Here is a 14,149-nt window from a genome sequence, read left to right as displayed (position 1 = left end):
ATAGATGATGCAATACAACTTACAAACAAAATAGAATATATCAATAATCCTATATTATTATCTCAGGGAAAAAATTGGATTGAAAATAAAAAATATGAAAATTTCAAAAAAGTATTTTCATGTAAAAATCATAAAGATTTAATCAGCGAATTTTTATTTTTGATATCAAATCTTTATTCTTCTCAAGATCAATTTGAAAAATCTAATTTTTATTTAAACATAGCAAATTTTTTAAATCCTAAATTTGTATTCAATTTAGCTTTGGTAGCAGATAATTATTATTTGAATCAAAATTATGAAAAAGCCAAAGAAACTTTGAAAGTTTTTAATAAAGAAACTTTATTTTATTATTGGTTTAGAATTAAAAAAGAAGCCCAGATTATCGGAAAAGAATCTGATGATATAAAAGCATTAAATTATTTAGTTAAAGAATTTTCAAAGTTCGATAACCCAAATTTAAAAATGATTTTAGATGTAGGAAATTTTCATAAAAGTGCAAAGAAATATAAAAAAGCGATATCATTTTATTCAACAGTCTTATCTTCTATTGATTCAAATTCAAAACTAAGCTCAGATATTTTATATAGAAGGGGAGGAAGTTACGAGAGAATAAAAGATTTTGAAAATTCAGACAAAGATTTACTTGCCTCTTTAGAAATTGATCCTGATGATGCTTATGTTTTAAATTATTTGGCATACTCATGGTTAGAGAGAGATTATAAAATTGATGAAGCTATCTCTATGTTAGAGAAAGCTTATGCTATTAAAAGTAATGATCCTTATATAATAGATTCAATTGGTTGGGCTTACTATTTAATTGACGATTATGTAAAAGCTGAAAAATTTTTAAAAAGAGCAGTTGAACTTATGCCCGATGATCCAATTGTTAATGATCACTATGGTGATATTTTATGGAAATTAAATCGTAAAATCCAAGCAAGGTATTTTTGGAATAATGTATTAAGTTTTGAGGACACTGAAGAAGAAATGAAAGAGAAAATTAATATTAAATTGATCTCTGGTCCTCAAAATACTTAAAATGAAGATAAAAACTTTATATTCACCTGCCAAAATAAATATAGCTTTAAATGTAGTTGGAAAAAAAAAGTCACTTCATAAAATTGAAAGCATTGTTTCTTTCATAAATTTATATGATTTGATTAAATTTAAGGAAATAAGGCATAAAAAACATCAAGTAGCATTTAATGGAAAATTTTCAAAAAATATTAAAAAGAATAATACCATAACAAAGTTGCTCAGAATTCTTGATGATAAAAATTTATTAAGGAAAAAAAAATTTCAAATTAAAATTACAAAGAATATTCCCCAAAAAGCAGGACTTGGTGGAGGTTCGATGAATGCTGCAAGTTTACTCTCTTTTTTTATAAAAAAAAATTTTTTAAAAATAAGTTCAAAAAAAATTAGAGAAATATGTGATTTAATTGGTTCAGATGTGGTTCTTGGGATTTATAAAAGTAATTTAATCTTAAATTCCAAAGGAAAAATCTCAACTTTCAAGAATAAAAAAAATTTTAATATTGTTCTGGTAAAACCGAAATTTGGATGTTCCACAAAGGCAATTTACTCCAAAGTTAAAAAATACTCTAAAGCCATTTTTGATAAATCTAAAGCTGGTGTGTTTAATTTAGATAAATTGAAAAATCTTAAAAATGATTTAGAGCCAATAGCATTGAGAAAATATTCAAAATTGAAACAAATTAAGTCTCACTTAGAAAATTACACAAAATCAAAATTTGTCAGAATGACAGGATCTGGTTCAGTGATTGTTGGATACTATTTGACCAAAAAGGACAGCGAATTAGCAAAAAAGTATATAAATAAAAAATTTAGAAATTATTGGTGTATTATTGCAAAAACTATATAAATTTAATTTTTTTGTGTTATATGAAAACGATATTGGGGCGTAGCCAAGCGGTAAGGCACGGGTTTTTGGTACCTGCATCCTAGGTTCGAATCCTAGCGCCCCAGCCAAATATGGAAAGCTTGATAGATAAATTTTTCTCAAGAACTAGTAATTTAGATTACGTTACACAAAATATTAAAAAAATTTCAATAGATACTGAAGTCGATAAATTATTTAATGCTATCAACTCATACTCTGATGAAAGTGAATTGAGATATGTTGGTGGTTGTATAAGAAAAATAATTAATAAAGAAAAAGTTGATGATATTGATTTAGCCACAAATTTAACGCCTGCTGATGTGTCTCAAGCATTGAAAAAAAACAACATCAATTTTTATGAAACAGGAATTGAGCATGGCACAATTACAGCAGTTATCAATAATCAGAAATTTGAGATTACCTCACTTAGAAAAGATGTTGTTACTGATGGAAGGCATGCAAAAATTGAATTTTCAAAAGACTGGAAGGAAGATGCATCTAGAAGAGATTTTTCAATAAATTCAATATACTCAGACAAAGAAGGAAATTTATTTGATCCTTATGAAGGTAGAAAAGATATATTAGCAGGTAAAATAAAATTTATTGGTGATGCAGAAAAAAGAATAAAAGAAGATTATTTAAGAATTGTAAGATATGTGAGATTTTTTCTTAAATATTCAAAAAATAAACATGACCCAAGGATTTTAAAAAAAATTAAAATTAACTTAGAGGGCATCAAAAATTTATCCTCTGAAAGACTGTTAGATGAGCTTAGAAAGATTATTAGATCTAATGGTTTAGAACATATCTCAAAAGATAAAGAAAGTGCAGAACTTCTAGGGCTTATTTTTCCTCAAATTTTAAAAATGAATTCATTTGAAAAATTAAACGAAATTTCTAAGAAAATTTATCTAGAGGCAGACTTCTCTTTTTTATTGGCAGTTATGATTATAGACAAAACTGATAACGCTGATTATTTTATGTATAAGTTTAACATTTCAAAAAAAAATCAAAAACGAATAAAATATTTAGATAATTTTTATAAATCTAAAGTTAATAAAAATACTTTTACAGAAAAAAATTTAGTAAAAAAACTTTATTTTGATGGAAAGGAGTCTGTCTTGGATATTTTGAATTTTAAGATCCTCACAAACAAAAAAATAGATCAAAATATAATTGATTTAAAAAATATGCTTGCAAATAAAGATTTACCAAAATTTCCAATTGAAACTAAAAATCTGATGCAAGAATATGATTTAGTTGAAGGCAAAACGTTAGGAAAAAAATTGAAATTACTAGAGGAATTTTGGGTGAATAATGAATTCAATATTTCTAAAGATCAAATTAATAGAATTATAAGAAATTAAATATATTTTACGTCTTTAATTTCAAAATTTTTGATACCCGCTGGTGTTTTAACCTCAACAAGATCATCTTTATTTTTTCCAATTAACCCTTTTCCAATTGGTGACTGAAAGTAAATAAGTTTTTGTTTTAAATCTGCCTCATCTTTACCAACAATTTTATAATTAATTTTTTCACCAGTATCTAAATTTTCAAGAAAAACAGTTGAGCCAAAAATTACTTTTCCATCATTATTTATTTTTGTGACATCAATAACGTTTGCTCTAGCGATGATATCATTTATTTCATCAATTCTTCCCTCGTTATGTGATTGCTCTTCTTTTGCTGCATGATATTCAGCGTTTTCTTTTAGGTCACCATGAGATCTAGCTTCTGCTATTGCAGCAACAATTTCTGGTCTTTTTTTTTCTTTTAAATAAACAAGTTCTTCTTTTAGTTTATTAAGACCATTTAATGTTATTGGCTCTTTATCCATTTTATTTCCATTTTGCTAATGGAGGTAATGACATTAAGATACCTTCTACATTACCACCAGTTTGCAATCCAAATTTTGTTCCTCTATCATATAATAGATTAAACTCTGCATATCTACCTCTTTTTATATACTGAGCTTCTTTCTCTTTTGACGACCATTTTTTATTAATCTTTTTATTTATTATCGAATTAAATATTGATTGGAATGTAACTCCCACATCTCTAACAAATTTGAAATCATTATGAAAATTTTCTTTTTTATAATCGAAAAATATACCACCTATCCCTCTTGGCTCTTTTCTATGAGGAAGAAAAAAATATTCATCACACCATTTTTTATATTCTTTGTAGTAACTTTTATTATGCCTGTCACACATCTTTTTTAAATTATTATGAAAATTTTTTTTTTCATTTAAATCATTAATTGCAGGTGTTACATCCATTCCACCCCCAAACCATTCAAAAGTTGTGCTTATAAATCTGGTATTAAAATGCATTGCAGGTATATGAGGATTGTTCATATGCATTACAACTGAAATTCCTGAAGCCCAAAATCTTGGATCTTTAGATGCACCTGGTATATTTTTTTGGAATTTCTTAGGAAATTTTCCGTAAACTTTTGAGAAATTAACTCCAACTTTCTCAAAAACCTTACCACCTTTAAGAATTCTAAATTCACCTCCACCTTCATCTAATTTTTGACTTCTTTTCCAAGAAGTAGATTTAAATTTTAATTTATTTTTCTCAAATTTTTCTATGTCATTACAAAAGGAGTTTTGTAATAGTTTAAACCAATTACTTGCTAAATCTTTTTTTAATTCTAATTCCATTAAGATAAATTTATTTGTCTTATATTTTCAGCTAAAATTATAGCAACAGATGTGGCTAAATTTAAAGACCTTTTATTCTGGGCCATTGGTATTTTAAGTCTATTTGAAACTTTTTTATGCACAAAATCTGGAACACCTGAACTTTCTCTACCAAATAGTAGCGTATCATTTTTATCAAATTTAAAATCAGTGTAAGCTACAGATGCTTTTGTGGTCATTAAAACAACTCTTTCATTTTTTTTTTCGTCAAAAAAATGTTCAGAATTTTGATAAAATTTGATTTCTTCTTCATTAAAATAATCCATAACTACCCTTTTAAATCTCTTATCACTTAGTAGAAACCCACATGGTTCAATAATTTCTAGATCCGCTCCAAGGCATGCACAAGTTCTAATAATTGCTGCAGTATTTTGAGGTATATCAGGTTCGTATAATGCAATTTTGGGCATCAGTTATTCGTTTATGTGTCATTCTATCCGTAGAAAAAAAAGTATTTTCTTATAGAAAATCATATATTAAATAATTTTATAGTTACATTTTATATATGTCTGATTCTAAGAAAAAACCAGAAAGAAGAGATTTTTTATTTACTGCCACATATGCTGTTGGAGCAGTAGGGGCTGCAGCTGTTGTCTGGCCAATGATTGATCAAATGAACCCTGATGCATCAGTCAAAGCGTTGGCTAGTACTGAAGTTGATGTTAGCTCAGTTCAACCAGGAAATACAATTACAGTTTTATGGAGAGGTAAACCTGTTTTTATAAGAAGAAGAACCCAGGAAGAAATTGATGAAGCTAGAGCAGTCAAAATGGAAGAATTAATACACCCTGAAAAAGATGAAGATAGAGCAAAAAACCCAGAGTGGTTAGTGATGTTAGGGGTTTGTACACACTTAGGCTGTGTTCCGTTAAATGATAAAGGTGATTACAATGGATGGTTCTGCCCTTGTCATGGATCTCATTATGATACTTCTGGAAGAATAAGAAAAGGTCCTGCTCCTTGGAATATGGAAGTTCCCAAATATGAATTCGTAAATGCAAACACAATTAAGATTGGATAAATAAAAAATGAGTGATCACGATTACACACCAAATTCAAAAGTAGGTAAATGGTTCAACGATAGATTGCCTTTGCTAACTTTAGCAAACCATTTAACAGATTATCCGACGCCAAAAAATTTAAACTACTGGTGGACATTTGGTGGTATTTTAACTTTTTGTTTAATTACACAAATCGTAACCGGTTTGACTTTAGCTATGCATTATATAGCACATGCTGATATGGCATTTGAAAGTGTTGAACATATCATGCGTGATGTAAACTATGGATGGTTAATAAGATATATTCATGCAAACGGTGCATCAATGTTTTTCCTAGCTGTATATATTCATATATTTAGATCTTTATTTTATGGCTCATACAAAGCACCAAGAGAAATTATATGGATCATTGGTATTATCATTTATCTTTTAATGATGGCTGCAGCTTTTATGGGTTATGTTTTACCTTGGGGTCAAATGAGTTTTTGGGGTGCAACAGTTATCACAAATTTATTTAGTGCTATCCCATTAGTAGGAGAAGGAATAGTTACATGGTTGTGGGGAGGGTATTCAGTTGATAATCCCACTCTTACAAGATTTTTTACATTACATTATCTAATTCCATTTTTAATTTTAGGATTAGTTGTGCTTCACATATGGGCTTTACATGTTCCAGGAAATAATAATCCAGTTGGAATTGATATAAAAAAACCTTCAAAGGACACAGTACCGTTCCATCCATATATTGTCATAAAAGATGGTTTCGCTTTACTTATGTTTATGATCGTTTTTGCTTTTTTTGTTTTCTATACACCAAATATTTTAGGTCATGCCGACAATTATATTGAAGCTAACCCAATGGTTACTCCAGCTCATATTGTTCCAGAATGGTATTTATTACCTTTCTATGCAATTTTAAGATCTGTACCTGATAAATTATTAGGTGTTGTTGCTATGTTATCAGCAATTTTAATTTTAGCAGCACTACCATGGCTTGATACATCAAAAATTAGATCAGCTGTTTTCAGACCACTTTATAAACAATTCTATTGGATATTAGTTGCTGATGTTTTGATACTTGGTTATGTCGGAGCAATGCCTGCGGAAGGTCTTTATTTATTAATAGCTAGAGTTGCTACAGCATATTATTTTTTACATTTCTTAGTAATTTTACCAGTTTTAGGAATGAAAGAGAAAACCTTACCGGTTCCATTGAGCATAACAGAACCTGTATTAGGTGGATCACCCAACCTAGCAATGGCCAAGAAAAAAGAAGAAAGGTCATTAAGCTAAAAGTGAAAATTTTATTAAAATTCCTTGTTTTAGTTTTTATTTTTACTTTTCAAGCTAATTCAGCGGAGAAGGTTGAATATTTAAAAACTGATTGGTCTTTTAAAGGTTTGTTTGGAAAATTTGATCGAGGCTCTCTTCAAAGAGGTTATCAAGTATATACAGAAGTTTGTTCTTCTTGCCATTCGATGAAATATTTAAGTTATAGAAATTTATCTGAAAAAGGAGGACCAGAGTTTTCAGAAGCAGAAGCTAAAGCAATTGCAGCATCTTTTGAGGTTACTGATGGACCAAATGAAGATGGAGAAATGTTTACTAGACCAGCTAAATTATCAGATAAGTTTGTGAAACCTTACGAAAATGTAAAAGCAGCTCAAGCAGCTAATGGGGGCGCTTATCCACCAGACATGTCTGTTCTTGTTAAAGCAAGAGGGGGTGGGGTAGATTACATCTATTCACTGCTTTTAGGTTATGAAGATGCACCAAGTGGAATGAAACTTGATGAAGGAGTGCATTATAACAAATATATGTATGGCAATAAAATTAAAATGTCTAAACCATTATCAGATGGTTTAGTTGAATACTCAGATGGAACAGTTGCTTCTGAAGCACAAATGGCTAAAGATGTAACAACATTTTTAATGTGGTCTGCAGAGCCTCATTTGGAGTCTAGGCACCAAATGGGTTTCAAAGTTATTGTATATTTGATTATTTTAACAATTTTAGTTTATTTCAGCATGAAAAGAATTTGGTCACGTGTTGAATCTAAAGTTTAAAACATCACCATCTTTAACAATATAATCTTTACCTTCTAATCTCATTTTACCATTCGTTTTAGAATTTACCCACCCATCGTTTGATACAAAATCTTCATATGAGATAGTCTCTGCTCTAATAAATCCTTTTTCAAAGTCTGTATGAATTTCACCAGCCGCTTTAGGAGCTAGACAATTTTTTTGAATTGTCCAAGCTCGAGTTTCTTCTGGTCCAGAAGTAAAAAAGGTATCTAATTCTAATATTGCATAACCTTTTTGAATTAACATTGATAAACCTGTGTCTTTCAAACCAATCATATCCATGTAATTTTTTCTCTCACTATCTTCAAGTTCATTTATTTGATTTTCTATATCAGCAGAAACAATTAATGTATTTTCACTCCCATATTTATTTATAAAATTTTCAGTATGATTATTTCCTTTTTGAACGCTTTGTTCATCAACATTGCAAACAAATATTTTGGGTTTTATTGAAAGCAACCCACTTTGTTTCAACTGTTTAGATGTGAATTCTTCTTTCAAACAGTCTAAACTTTTATCGTTATTTATACAATCTAAAGCAATTTCTAATAATTTTAGTTGTTCAGGTTCAACATTCTTTTTATTATTTTTTTCAAGTCTTTTTTGAATAGACTCTAAATCAGCTAGCATCATTTCTGTTTCGATAATTTCTAGATCTCTTACAGGATCAACATCAGGATTTACATTTTGGATATCATCTGACTCAAAGCATCGTATCATATGAATTATAGCATCAACCTCTCTTATGTGAGATAGAAATTTATTACCAAGACCTTCTCCTTTTGATGCACCTTTAACTAACCCTGCTATATCAACAAAAGATATTGTTGTATTAATTATTTTTTTTGATTTTGAAATTTTGGCTAAGTTGTCCAATCTAATATCGGGAACAGCAACAACACCTACATTTGGATCAATTGTACAAAAGGGAAAATTTGCTGCTTGAGCTTTATTTGAATTTGTTAAAGCATTAAATAAAGTAGATTTACCTACATTAGGTAAACCAACGATTCCACATTTAAAACTCATTATTTATTGTTTACTGTACTTGAAAATAGGTCTAATTTTTTTTTAACAAGAATATCTAGGGACTCAGTTATATTTGTTGTGATTTTCTCTAGCTCAGTCATTTCATCATCATCAAAGTTTTGTAAAACAAAATCACCAACTTCGATGTTACCTTTTGGCTTTCCAATTCCAATTCTAATTCTAGAATATTCTTTACTAATAAATTTATCTATAGATGCAATACCGTTATGACCTGCACTTGACCCACCAAATTTAGCTTTAATTTTTCCAAATTCAACATCAAGATCATCATGAAAAACAATCACGTCTTCTGCATCAATTTTAAAATATTCTAATAATTCTCTTATACATATTCCAGAATTATTCATGAATGTTAAAGGTTTTATTGCATAAACTTTTTCACCTTCAATTTCACCTGTGGTAAGTAAACCTTTAAATTTTGGTTTTTGTTTTGATAAACTAAATTTTTTATTTATGGCATCTATAATTTTAAAGCCTATGTTATGTCTATTATTTTCACTATTTGGTGTTGGGTTACCTAAACCTACAAATAAAAGCATAAATTTATTTTAATTTTTAAAGATCAATTATTAGACTACTTTTTTTCTGCTGGAGCAGCTTCCTTTTTATCACCCTCAGCTGGTTTATCACCACTCTCAGCTGGTTTTTCTCCACCTTCTGCAGCTGCACCCTCTGCACCCTCTGCAGCTTCAGCTTCAGCAGGTTTTTCAGGTTCTTTCATAACTGTTGGAGCAGCTAATGTTGCGATAACAAAGTCTCTTCCTTGAATGGTAGGTACTACATCTTGTTCAAGTTTAATTGATGAAATTTTAAAACTTTCACCAATATCAACTCCATCTAGATCAATAACTAAACTCTCTGGAATCTTTTCACTTGGACATCTTAATTCAACTTTTCTTCTTACAATGTTTAATACACCACCTTTTTTAAGGCCTGGTGATTTTTCTTGGTTAATAAACTGAACTGGAACATCTATTCTAATTTTTACTCCTGGTACAACTCTTTGAAAATCAACATGAATAGGCTCGTCAGATATTATGTGATAAATTACTTCTCTAGGTAATACGTTTTGAGTTTTACCATTAATATTTAAGCTGATTATATTTGAGTAGAAATTATCTTTCTCAACTAAAGATTTTAAAGTTTTTTTTGAAATAGATATGTTCTCATTGTTATCCTTACCGCCATAAACTATAGCTGGAACATTTCCTTCTTTTCTAATAATGCTAAGCTCACCCTTAGTCTTATTATTTCTTATAGTAGCGTCTAATGAATTCATAAAACTGGGGTCTTTTAGCCCAACTTCTTTAATAAAACAAGGTAATTATTTAAATAAATCAGATACAGAAGTCGAATTAGAGATTCTTTTTATTGCTTCTCCCATCAGTCCAGAAATAGATAAAACTTCAATATTTTTAGCTTTTTTCAATTTGTCGCTATTGTCTATTGTATCGGTAATAACTAAGTTTTTAATAACTGACTTTTGTATCTTTTTGACTGCCTCTCCACTCAATACGCCATGTGTGATATAGACATAAACATTTTTTGCTCCTCTATCTTTAAGAGCTTTAGCCGCATTAACTATTGTTCCTCCAGAATCAATTAAGTCATCTACAATTATACAAGTTTTATCTTTAACATTACCAATTACATTCATTACTTGAGATTGACCTGGTTTTGGTCTTCTTTTATCTACAATAGCAAGTCCAACGTTAAGAAGATTGCCAAGCGCTCTTGCTCTTTGAGTTCCTCCTACATCCGGTGCAACACATATAAGATTTTTTTCTTTTATTTTCTTTTTAACATGCCGAGCAAATATTGGAGTTGCAAATAAGTTATCTACAGGAATATCAAAAAATCCTTGAATTTGTCCTGAATGCAAATCAACTGTCACAACTCTATCAGCTCCTGCTTTTGTGATAAGATTAGATACTAATTTTGCTGATATAGATGTTCTTGGTACAACTTTTCTATCCTGTCTTGCATAACCAAAATATGGAATAACCGCAGTAATATTTTTTGCTGATGATCTTTTTAGCGCATCTATACATAGCAATAATTCCATTAAGTTGTCATTTGCAGGAGAGGAAACTGATTGAATAATAAAAATACTATTACCCCTTATATTTTCATTAATTTCAATATAGATTTCTCCATCTGCAAATTTCTTGATACTGGAATTTACAAGTTTTGTTTTTAAAAATTGAGAAATCTTTTTACTTAAAGGTTTATTGCTATTGCCAGTTAATAATTTCATGAATTTTTAGAATTAATCATAATTAATGAAATATTTCTACCATAATCATTCTCTTTAAGATGAATTGATCTTCTAGCACTAAAATAATTGTTTTTTATATTAAACGTATCTTTATTTAGCACATCTATTCTATTAACTCCACTATGCTTTATGGAGTTCTTAACAAAATTTCTTAAATTAAAATAAATCCTATTTTTAATAATCTTGAAAAATATTTTATTTTTATTGTTTTTCTTTAAGAATTTTTTTTTGAAATCGTATTTGACTTCATAATTATTTTGAGAAATACATGGTCCTATAGCAGCAATCAAATCACTTGGTTTATATCCTTTATTCACAATGAATTTTATAACTTTTCGTATTATATCTTTATAGGCACCTTTCCAGCCCGCATGGATTGCTGCAATAATAGAGTTTTTTTTATCAGATATTAAAATTGGTACACAGTCAGCTGTTAAAACTCCAATAGGAAGATTATTTTTGTTTGTGATAATTGCATCTGCTTCAACTTTTTTAGTTTTTTTGTTTTGATTTTTATCAATAAACACAAACTTACTACTATGAATTTGTTTAACCAGATAAATTTCATTAGTGTTTTTATTTATTTTTTTCCTAACAATATCTAAATTTTTATTTATAGCTCTTTTATTGTCATTAGATCCTGGACCACAATTTAGACTTTGATAAATACCTTTAGACATCCCGCCTTTTTTGTTAAAAAATCCATGCTTGATATTATGTAAAGATAATTTTTTTGACTTAATCAATTTAAAAACCCACCTTAAATGAATTATTTTTTTTTGTTACAAACATTACTTTAAACAAAGAACCCATTTTATCTTCATCAATTAGTCTACCAACTCTATAAAATAAATCTGCTTTCTTTGAAAATTGAAGTTTTTTAGAAATAATTTCAGCTCTTTGCATTATCCCCATATTTAAAAGAAAGCTTCTCTGATTGATGTAAATACTTTTTAGTTTTTTTAAACTTTGTATAAATTTTTTAAGAAAGTAAAAGTTCAAATTATAAGTGATATCTCTATTGCCAATATTATCTAAAATGTTGGCATATTTATGATTTTGAATAGCTTGAAGAGTATCTTTAAATTTATTTTCTGAATATCCGTAATCAAATAACAATAAACCACCATCATTTGTATTAATAATTTTTCCTATATCTCTTAAATATTTTAAGGAGAGAGGAGAATACTCAATAAACTTTTGTTTTTTTATGATTTCAGAAAACAAGTCTTTTTTGTACTTTTTAACATCTATTTTTTTTTGTCTAAATTTCCCTTTATTTTGTAAAATTTCTACATATTTCTCATACCAATTAGTTTTGATTTTAGTTAGATGTTTTATCGGCAAAGCATCAAAAAATTCATTAGCGATAAATATTATAGGATTTTTTTTTTTAAATTCTAATTTCTTTTTCCAAGAGATTTTTTGTGAAGAAATATTTTTTTTTTGAATATCAATTAAAGTTTTGCTTTTTTCATATATTAAAAAATTGCAAGAATTATAAAAATTAGGAAAATTTTTTAATGAATTTATTATTCCTTTCATGAGTGCCCCATTACCAGCACCTAATTCAATTATATCAATTTTTTTCGGCTGATTTAGATGATTCCAATATGAAACTAACCAAATAGAAATCATTTCAGAAAATAGAATAGAAATATTTGGAGCAGTTATAAAATCTCCATTTTTTCCAAATGGGTTTTTTTTTATGTAATATCCTTTCTTTTTGTCATAAAGAGCATAATCAATAAAATTATCTAAAGATAATATTTTGCTTTTATTTTTTTTCATTTTTTAAAGAAAAAATTGTAATTCCAATTGCTAAGAAAATTATACTAATAATTTGACCCAAGGTTAGATTTAAGAGCAGATATCCAATTTGTTCATCAGGTACTCTATAAAATTCACAAATAAATCTAAATATAGAATAAAAGATTAAAAATATTCCAGAAATATACCCTGGATTTAAATTTTTTGATCTTTTTTTAACAAATATTAAAATTACAAATAATACTATTCCTTCAAGAAATGCTTCGTACAATTGGGAGGGGTGTCTATAAATTTCATCTATTTTTAAAAACTTAACAGACCAAATTACTTCTGTAGCTTTTCCATAAAGTTCAGAATTTATAAAATTAGCAATTCTTCCTAAAAATAATCCAACCGGTGTCACAATTGCGATCACATCAAGAAATTCAAAAACATCTAAATTTTTTGATTTTGAAAATAATATTGACGCAAGTATTACACCAAGTAGACCCCCATGAAATGACATTCCTCCATTCCATATTTGAAAAATCTCTAGTGGATTATTGAAAAAATAACTAAAGTCATAGAAAAAAACATAACCCAATCTTCCTCCAAGAATAATTCCAACGATTACATAAGTGATATAATCATCAAAAGCTTCCTTTATTTTGTCATTATCAATAAAGAATTTCTTACTAAGATACCATCCAATTAAAATTCCAAAAATATAAGCTAAGGAATACCATCTTATTTCTAAAGACAGGATTGTAAATGCAACTGGGTCAAAATTATTAATGAACATTTAGTTAAATGATTATAAGTTATTTTTAATATTAAATAAAATTATGAAAAATTCAAAATTTGTTTTTGATAAATTATCTGAAGTTTTTGAAAAAGGCTTAATAACCTCTAAAGATTTAGGCAATGAGATTTTCAATATACTTAGATCTAAAAGAGATGAGATTGTTTTCAAAATGAAATTAACTAGCAAAGATGAATTTGAAGTTTTAGCAAAAAGGGTTGAAAACCTAGAAAATAAGATAGCAAAATTAAAACAAACTAAGACTAAAACTGTTGTTAAAAAAAAAATTAAACGGGTAAAAAAATCTTAACTTCTAGCCCATTTAATTTAGATTTGTTCAATCTAATATAGCCCCCATGAGATCTTATTATATCAGAGGCAATTGATAAGCCTAAGCCAACACTAGATTTTGCTTCCGCTCTTCCTTTATCAATTTTATAAAATGGTTTAAATACATTATTGTACTCTGCCTCTGGTATACTTGGACCATCATCTCCAATAATTATAAACAGATTTTTACTTTTTTTAGATAATGAAACATCTACTTTTGATCCATATTTAATAGCATTAT

The 14,149-nt window shown here is 28.1% G+C and carries 18 protein-coding genes and 1 tRNA gene; 8 read left to right on the top strand and 11 right to left on the bottom strand.

Annotated features, from left to right (window positions below):
- The 4 genes from ACTT9D_RS05480 to ACTT9D_RS05465 form a co-directional block, all read left to right on the top strand.
- Nucleotides 1–1,038, top strand: a 1,038-nt coding sequence (locus ACTT9D_RS05480) for a tetratricopeptide repeat protein (protein WP_440930794.1), incomplete at its 5' end; no start/stop codon positions are given.
- Nucleotide 1,039: 1 nt separating this feature from the next.
- Nucleotides 1,040–1,885, top strand: a complete 846-nt coding sequence (locus ACTT9D_RS05475; protein ID WP_440930793.1) for a 4-(cytidine 5'-diphospho)-2-C-methyl-D-erythritol kinase — start codon at nucleotides 1,040–1,042, stop codon at nucleotides 1,883–1,885.
- A 33-nt stretch (nucleotides 1,886–1,918) separates the two neighbouring features.
- Nucleotides 1,919–1,992, top strand: a tRNA-Gln gene (locus tag ACTT9D_RS05470).
- 3 nt (nucleotides 1,993–1,995) lie between these two features.
- Nucleotides 1,996–3,270 carry a CCA tRNA nucleotidyltransferase gene (locus ACTT9D_RS05465; RefSeq protein ID WP_440930792.1) on the top strand — a complete coding sequence of 425 codons (1,275 nt, stop codon included), beginning with the start codon at nucleotides 1,996–1,998 and terminating at the stop codon, nucleotides 3,268–3,270.
- Here ACTT9D_RS05465 and greA read toward each other — a convergent pair.
- The 3 genes from greA to ACTT9D_RS05450 are packed head-to-tail and all read right to left on the bottom strand — an operon-like array spanning nucleotide 3,267 to nucleotide 5,021.
- Nucleotides 3,267–3,743 carry a transcription elongation factor GreA gene (gene greA, locus ACTT9D_RS05460; protein ID WP_014952753.1) on the bottom strand — a complete coding sequence of 159 codons (477 nt, stop codon included), beginning with the start codon at nucleotides 3,741–3,743 and terminating at the stop codon, nucleotides 3,267–3,269. The two genes, ACTT9D_RS05465 and greA, sit on opposite strands and share 4 nt — an antisense overlap.
- Nucleotide 3,744: 1 nt before the next feature.
- Nucleotides 3,745–4,572: an oxygen-dependent coproporphyrinogen oxidase gene (hemF, locus tag ACTT9D_RS05455; RefSeq protein WP_440930791.1), complete on the bottom strand. Its 828-nt coding sequence runs from the start codon at nucleotides 4,570–4,572 to the stop codon at nucleotides 3,745–3,747.
- A complete protein-coding gene (locus ACTT9D_RS05450) occupies nucleotides 4,572–5,021 on the bottom strand; it encodes a tRNA (cytidine(34)-2'-O)-methyltransferase (RefSeq protein ID WP_440930790.1) in 450 nt (149 codons plus the stop codon). Before ACTT9D_RS05450 ends, hemF begins: the two co-directional genes overlap by 1 nt.
- Nucleotides 5,022–5,116: 95 nt before the next feature.
- Between ACTT9D_RS05450 and petA the strand changes: the two genes are divergently transcribed.
- Genes petA through ACTT9D_RS05435 form a run of 3 tightly spaced genes read left to right on the top strand, consistent with a single transcriptional unit; the run spans nucleotide 5,117 to nucleotide 7,678 of the window.
- Nucleotides 5,117–5,632: a ubiquinol-cytochrome c reductase iron-sulfur subunit gene (gene petA, locus ACTT9D_RS05445; protein ID WP_014952756.1), complete on the top strand. Its 516-nt coding sequence runs from the start codon at nucleotides 5,117–5,119 to the stop codon at nucleotides 5,630–5,632.
- A gap of 7 nt (nucleotides 5,633–5,639) precedes the next feature.
- A complete protein-coding gene (locus ACTT9D_RS05440; RefSeq protein WP_440930789.1) occupies nucleotides 5,640–6,905 on the top strand; it encodes a cytochrome b in 1,266 nt (421 codons plus the stop codon).
- 2 nt (nucleotides 6,906–6,907) lie between these two features.
- Nucleotides 6,908–7,678 carry a cytochrome c1 gene (locus tag ACTT9D_RS05435; protein ID WP_440930788.1) on the top strand — a complete coding sequence of 257 codons (771 nt, stop codon included), beginning with the start codon at nucleotides 6,908–6,910 and terminating at the stop codon, nucleotides 7,676–7,678.
- Here ACTT9D_RS05435 and ychF read toward each other — a convergent pair.
- The 7 genes from ychF to lgt are packed head-to-tail and all read right to left on the bottom strand — an operon-like array spanning nucleotide 7,655 to nucleotide 13,578.
- Nucleotides 7,655–8,728, bottom strand: a complete 1,074-nt coding sequence (ychF, locus tag ACTT9D_RS05430) for a redox-regulated ATPase YchF (RefSeq protein ID WP_440930787.1) — start codon at nucleotides 8,726–8,728, stop codon at nucleotides 7,655–7,657. The genes ACTT9D_RS05435 and ychF overlap by 24 nt on opposite strands.
- A complete protein-coding gene (pth, locus tag ACTT9D_RS05425) occupies nucleotides 8,728–9,288 on the bottom strand; it encodes an aminoacyl-tRNA hydrolase (protein WP_440930786.1) in 561 nt (186 codons plus the stop codon). The genes ychF and pth overlap by 1 nt, the downstream gene beginning before the upstream one ends.
- A 35-nt stretch (nucleotides 9,289–9,323) precedes the next feature.
- Nucleotides 9,324–10,028, bottom strand: a complete 705-nt coding sequence (locus tag ACTT9D_RS05420) for a 50S ribosomal protein L25/general stress protein Ctc (RefSeq protein WP_440930785.1) — start codon at nucleotides 10,026–10,028, stop codon at nucleotides 9,324–9,326.
- A gap of 45 nt (nucleotides 10,029–10,073) precedes the next feature.
- On the bottom strand, nucleotides 10,074–11,006 hold the full coding sequence (locus ACTT9D_RS05415) for a ribose-phosphate pyrophosphokinase (protein ID WP_014952762.1): 933 nt from the start codon (nucleotides 11,004–11,006) through the stop codon (nucleotides 10,074–10,076).
- Nucleotides 11,003–11,773 (bottom strand): peptidoglycan editing factor PgeF, encoded by a 771-nt coding sequence (pgeF, locus tag ACTT9D_RS05410; RefSeq protein ID WP_440930784.1) that lies wholly within the window; start codon nucleotides 11,771–11,773, stop codon nucleotides 11,003–11,005. The genes ACTT9D_RS05415 and pgeF overlap by 4 nt, the downstream gene beginning before the upstream one ends.
- Nucleotide 11,774: 1 nt before the next feature.
- Entirely contained in the window at nucleotides 11,775–12,818 is a 1,044-nt protein-coding gene (locus ACTT9D_RS05405) for an SAM-dependent methyltransferase (RefSeq protein WP_440930783.1), read from the bottom strand.
- A complete protein-coding gene (gene lgt, locus ACTT9D_RS05400; RefSeq protein ID WP_440930782.1) occupies nucleotides 12,805–13,578 on the bottom strand; it encodes a prolipoprotein diacylglyceryl transferase in 774 nt (257 codons plus the stop codon). The genes ACTT9D_RS05405 and lgt overlap by 14 nt, the downstream gene beginning before the upstream one ends.
- 43 nt (nucleotides 13,579–13,621) lie before the next feature.
- On the opposite strand from lgt, the gene ACTT9D_RS05395 reads away from it, so the two are divergent.
- Entirely contained in the window at nucleotides 13,622–13,888 is a 267-nt protein-coding gene (locus ACTT9D_RS05395) for a hypothetical protein (protein WP_440930781.1), read from the top strand.
- On the opposite strand, the gene ACTT9D_RS05390 is transcribed toward ACTT9D_RS05395, so the two are convergent.
- A partial coding sequence (locus ACTT9D_RS05390) for an ATP-binding protein (protein WP_440930780.1) occupies nucleotides 13,866–14,149 on the bottom strand: 284 nt, incomplete at its 5' end. The two genes, ACTT9D_RS05395 and ACTT9D_RS05390, sit on opposite strands and share 23 nt — an antisense overlap.

It is taken from the genome of Candidatus Pelagibacter sp., from assembly GCF_052049815.1.
GTDB lineage: Bacteria > Pseudomonadota > Alphaproteobacteria > Pelagibacterales > Pelagibacteraceae > Pelagibacter.
Note: the sequence above shows the minus strand (reverse complement) of the source record. Positions and strands in the feature narration are given on the sequence as shown.

Excerpts from the sequence above, each read along its gene's own strand:
- ACTT9D_RS05475 (WP_440930793.1), top strand. The coding sequence starts at position 1,040 with ATGAAGATAAAAACTTTATATTCACCTGCCAAAATAAATATAGCTTTA.
- ACTT9D_RS05465 (WP_440930792.1), top strand. The coding sequence starts at position 1,996 with ATGGAAAGCTTGATAGATAAATTTTTCTCAAGAACTAGTAATTTAGAT.
- greA (WP_014952753.1), bottom strand. The coding sequence starts at position 3,743 with ATGGATAAAGAGCCAATAACATTAAATGGTCTTAATAAACTAAAAGAA.
- hemF (WP_440930791.1), bottom strand. The coding sequence starts at position 4,572 with ATGGAATTAGAATTAAAAAAAGATTTAGCAAGTAATTGGTTTAAACTA.
- ACTT9D_RS05450 (WP_440930790.1), bottom strand. The coding sequence starts at position 5,021 with ATGCCCAAAATTGCATTATACGAACCTGATATACCTCAAAATACTGCA.
- petA (WP_014952756.1), top strand. The coding sequence starts at position 5,117 with ATGTCTGATTCTAAGAAAAAACCAGAAAGAAGAGATTTTTTATTTACT.
- ACTT9D_RS05440 (WP_440930789.1), top strand. The coding sequence starts at position 5,640 with ATGAGTGATCACGATTACACACCAAATTCAAAAGTAGGTAAATGGTTC.
- ychF (WP_440930787.1), bottom strand. The coding sequence starts at position 8,728 with ATGAGTTTTAAATGTGGAATCGTTGGTTTACCTAATGTAGGTAAATCT.
- pth (WP_440930786.1), bottom strand. The coding sequence starts at position 9,288 with ATGCTTTTATTTGTAGGTTTAGGTAACCCAACACCAAATAGTGAAAAT.
- ACTT9D_RS05420 (WP_440930785.1), bottom strand. The coding sequence starts at position 10,028 with ATGAATTCATTAGACGCTACTATAAGAAATAATAAGACTAAGGGTGAG.
- ACTT9D_RS05415 (WP_014952762.1), bottom strand. The coding sequence starts at position 11,006 with ATGAAATTATTAACTGGCAATAGCAATAAACCTTTAAGTAAAAAGATT.
- ACTT9D_RS05405 (WP_440930783.1), bottom strand. The coding sequence starts at position 12,818 with ATGAAAAAAAATAAAAGCAAAATATTATCTTTAGATAATTTTATTGAT.
- lgt (WP_440930782.1), bottom strand. The coding sequence starts at position 13,578 with ATGTTCATTAATAATTTTGACCCAGTTGCATTTACAATCCTGTCTTTA.
- ACTT9D_RS05395 (WP_440930781.1), top strand. The coding sequence starts at position 13,622 with ATGAAAAATTCAAAATTTGTTTTTGATAAATTATCTGAAGTTTTTGAA.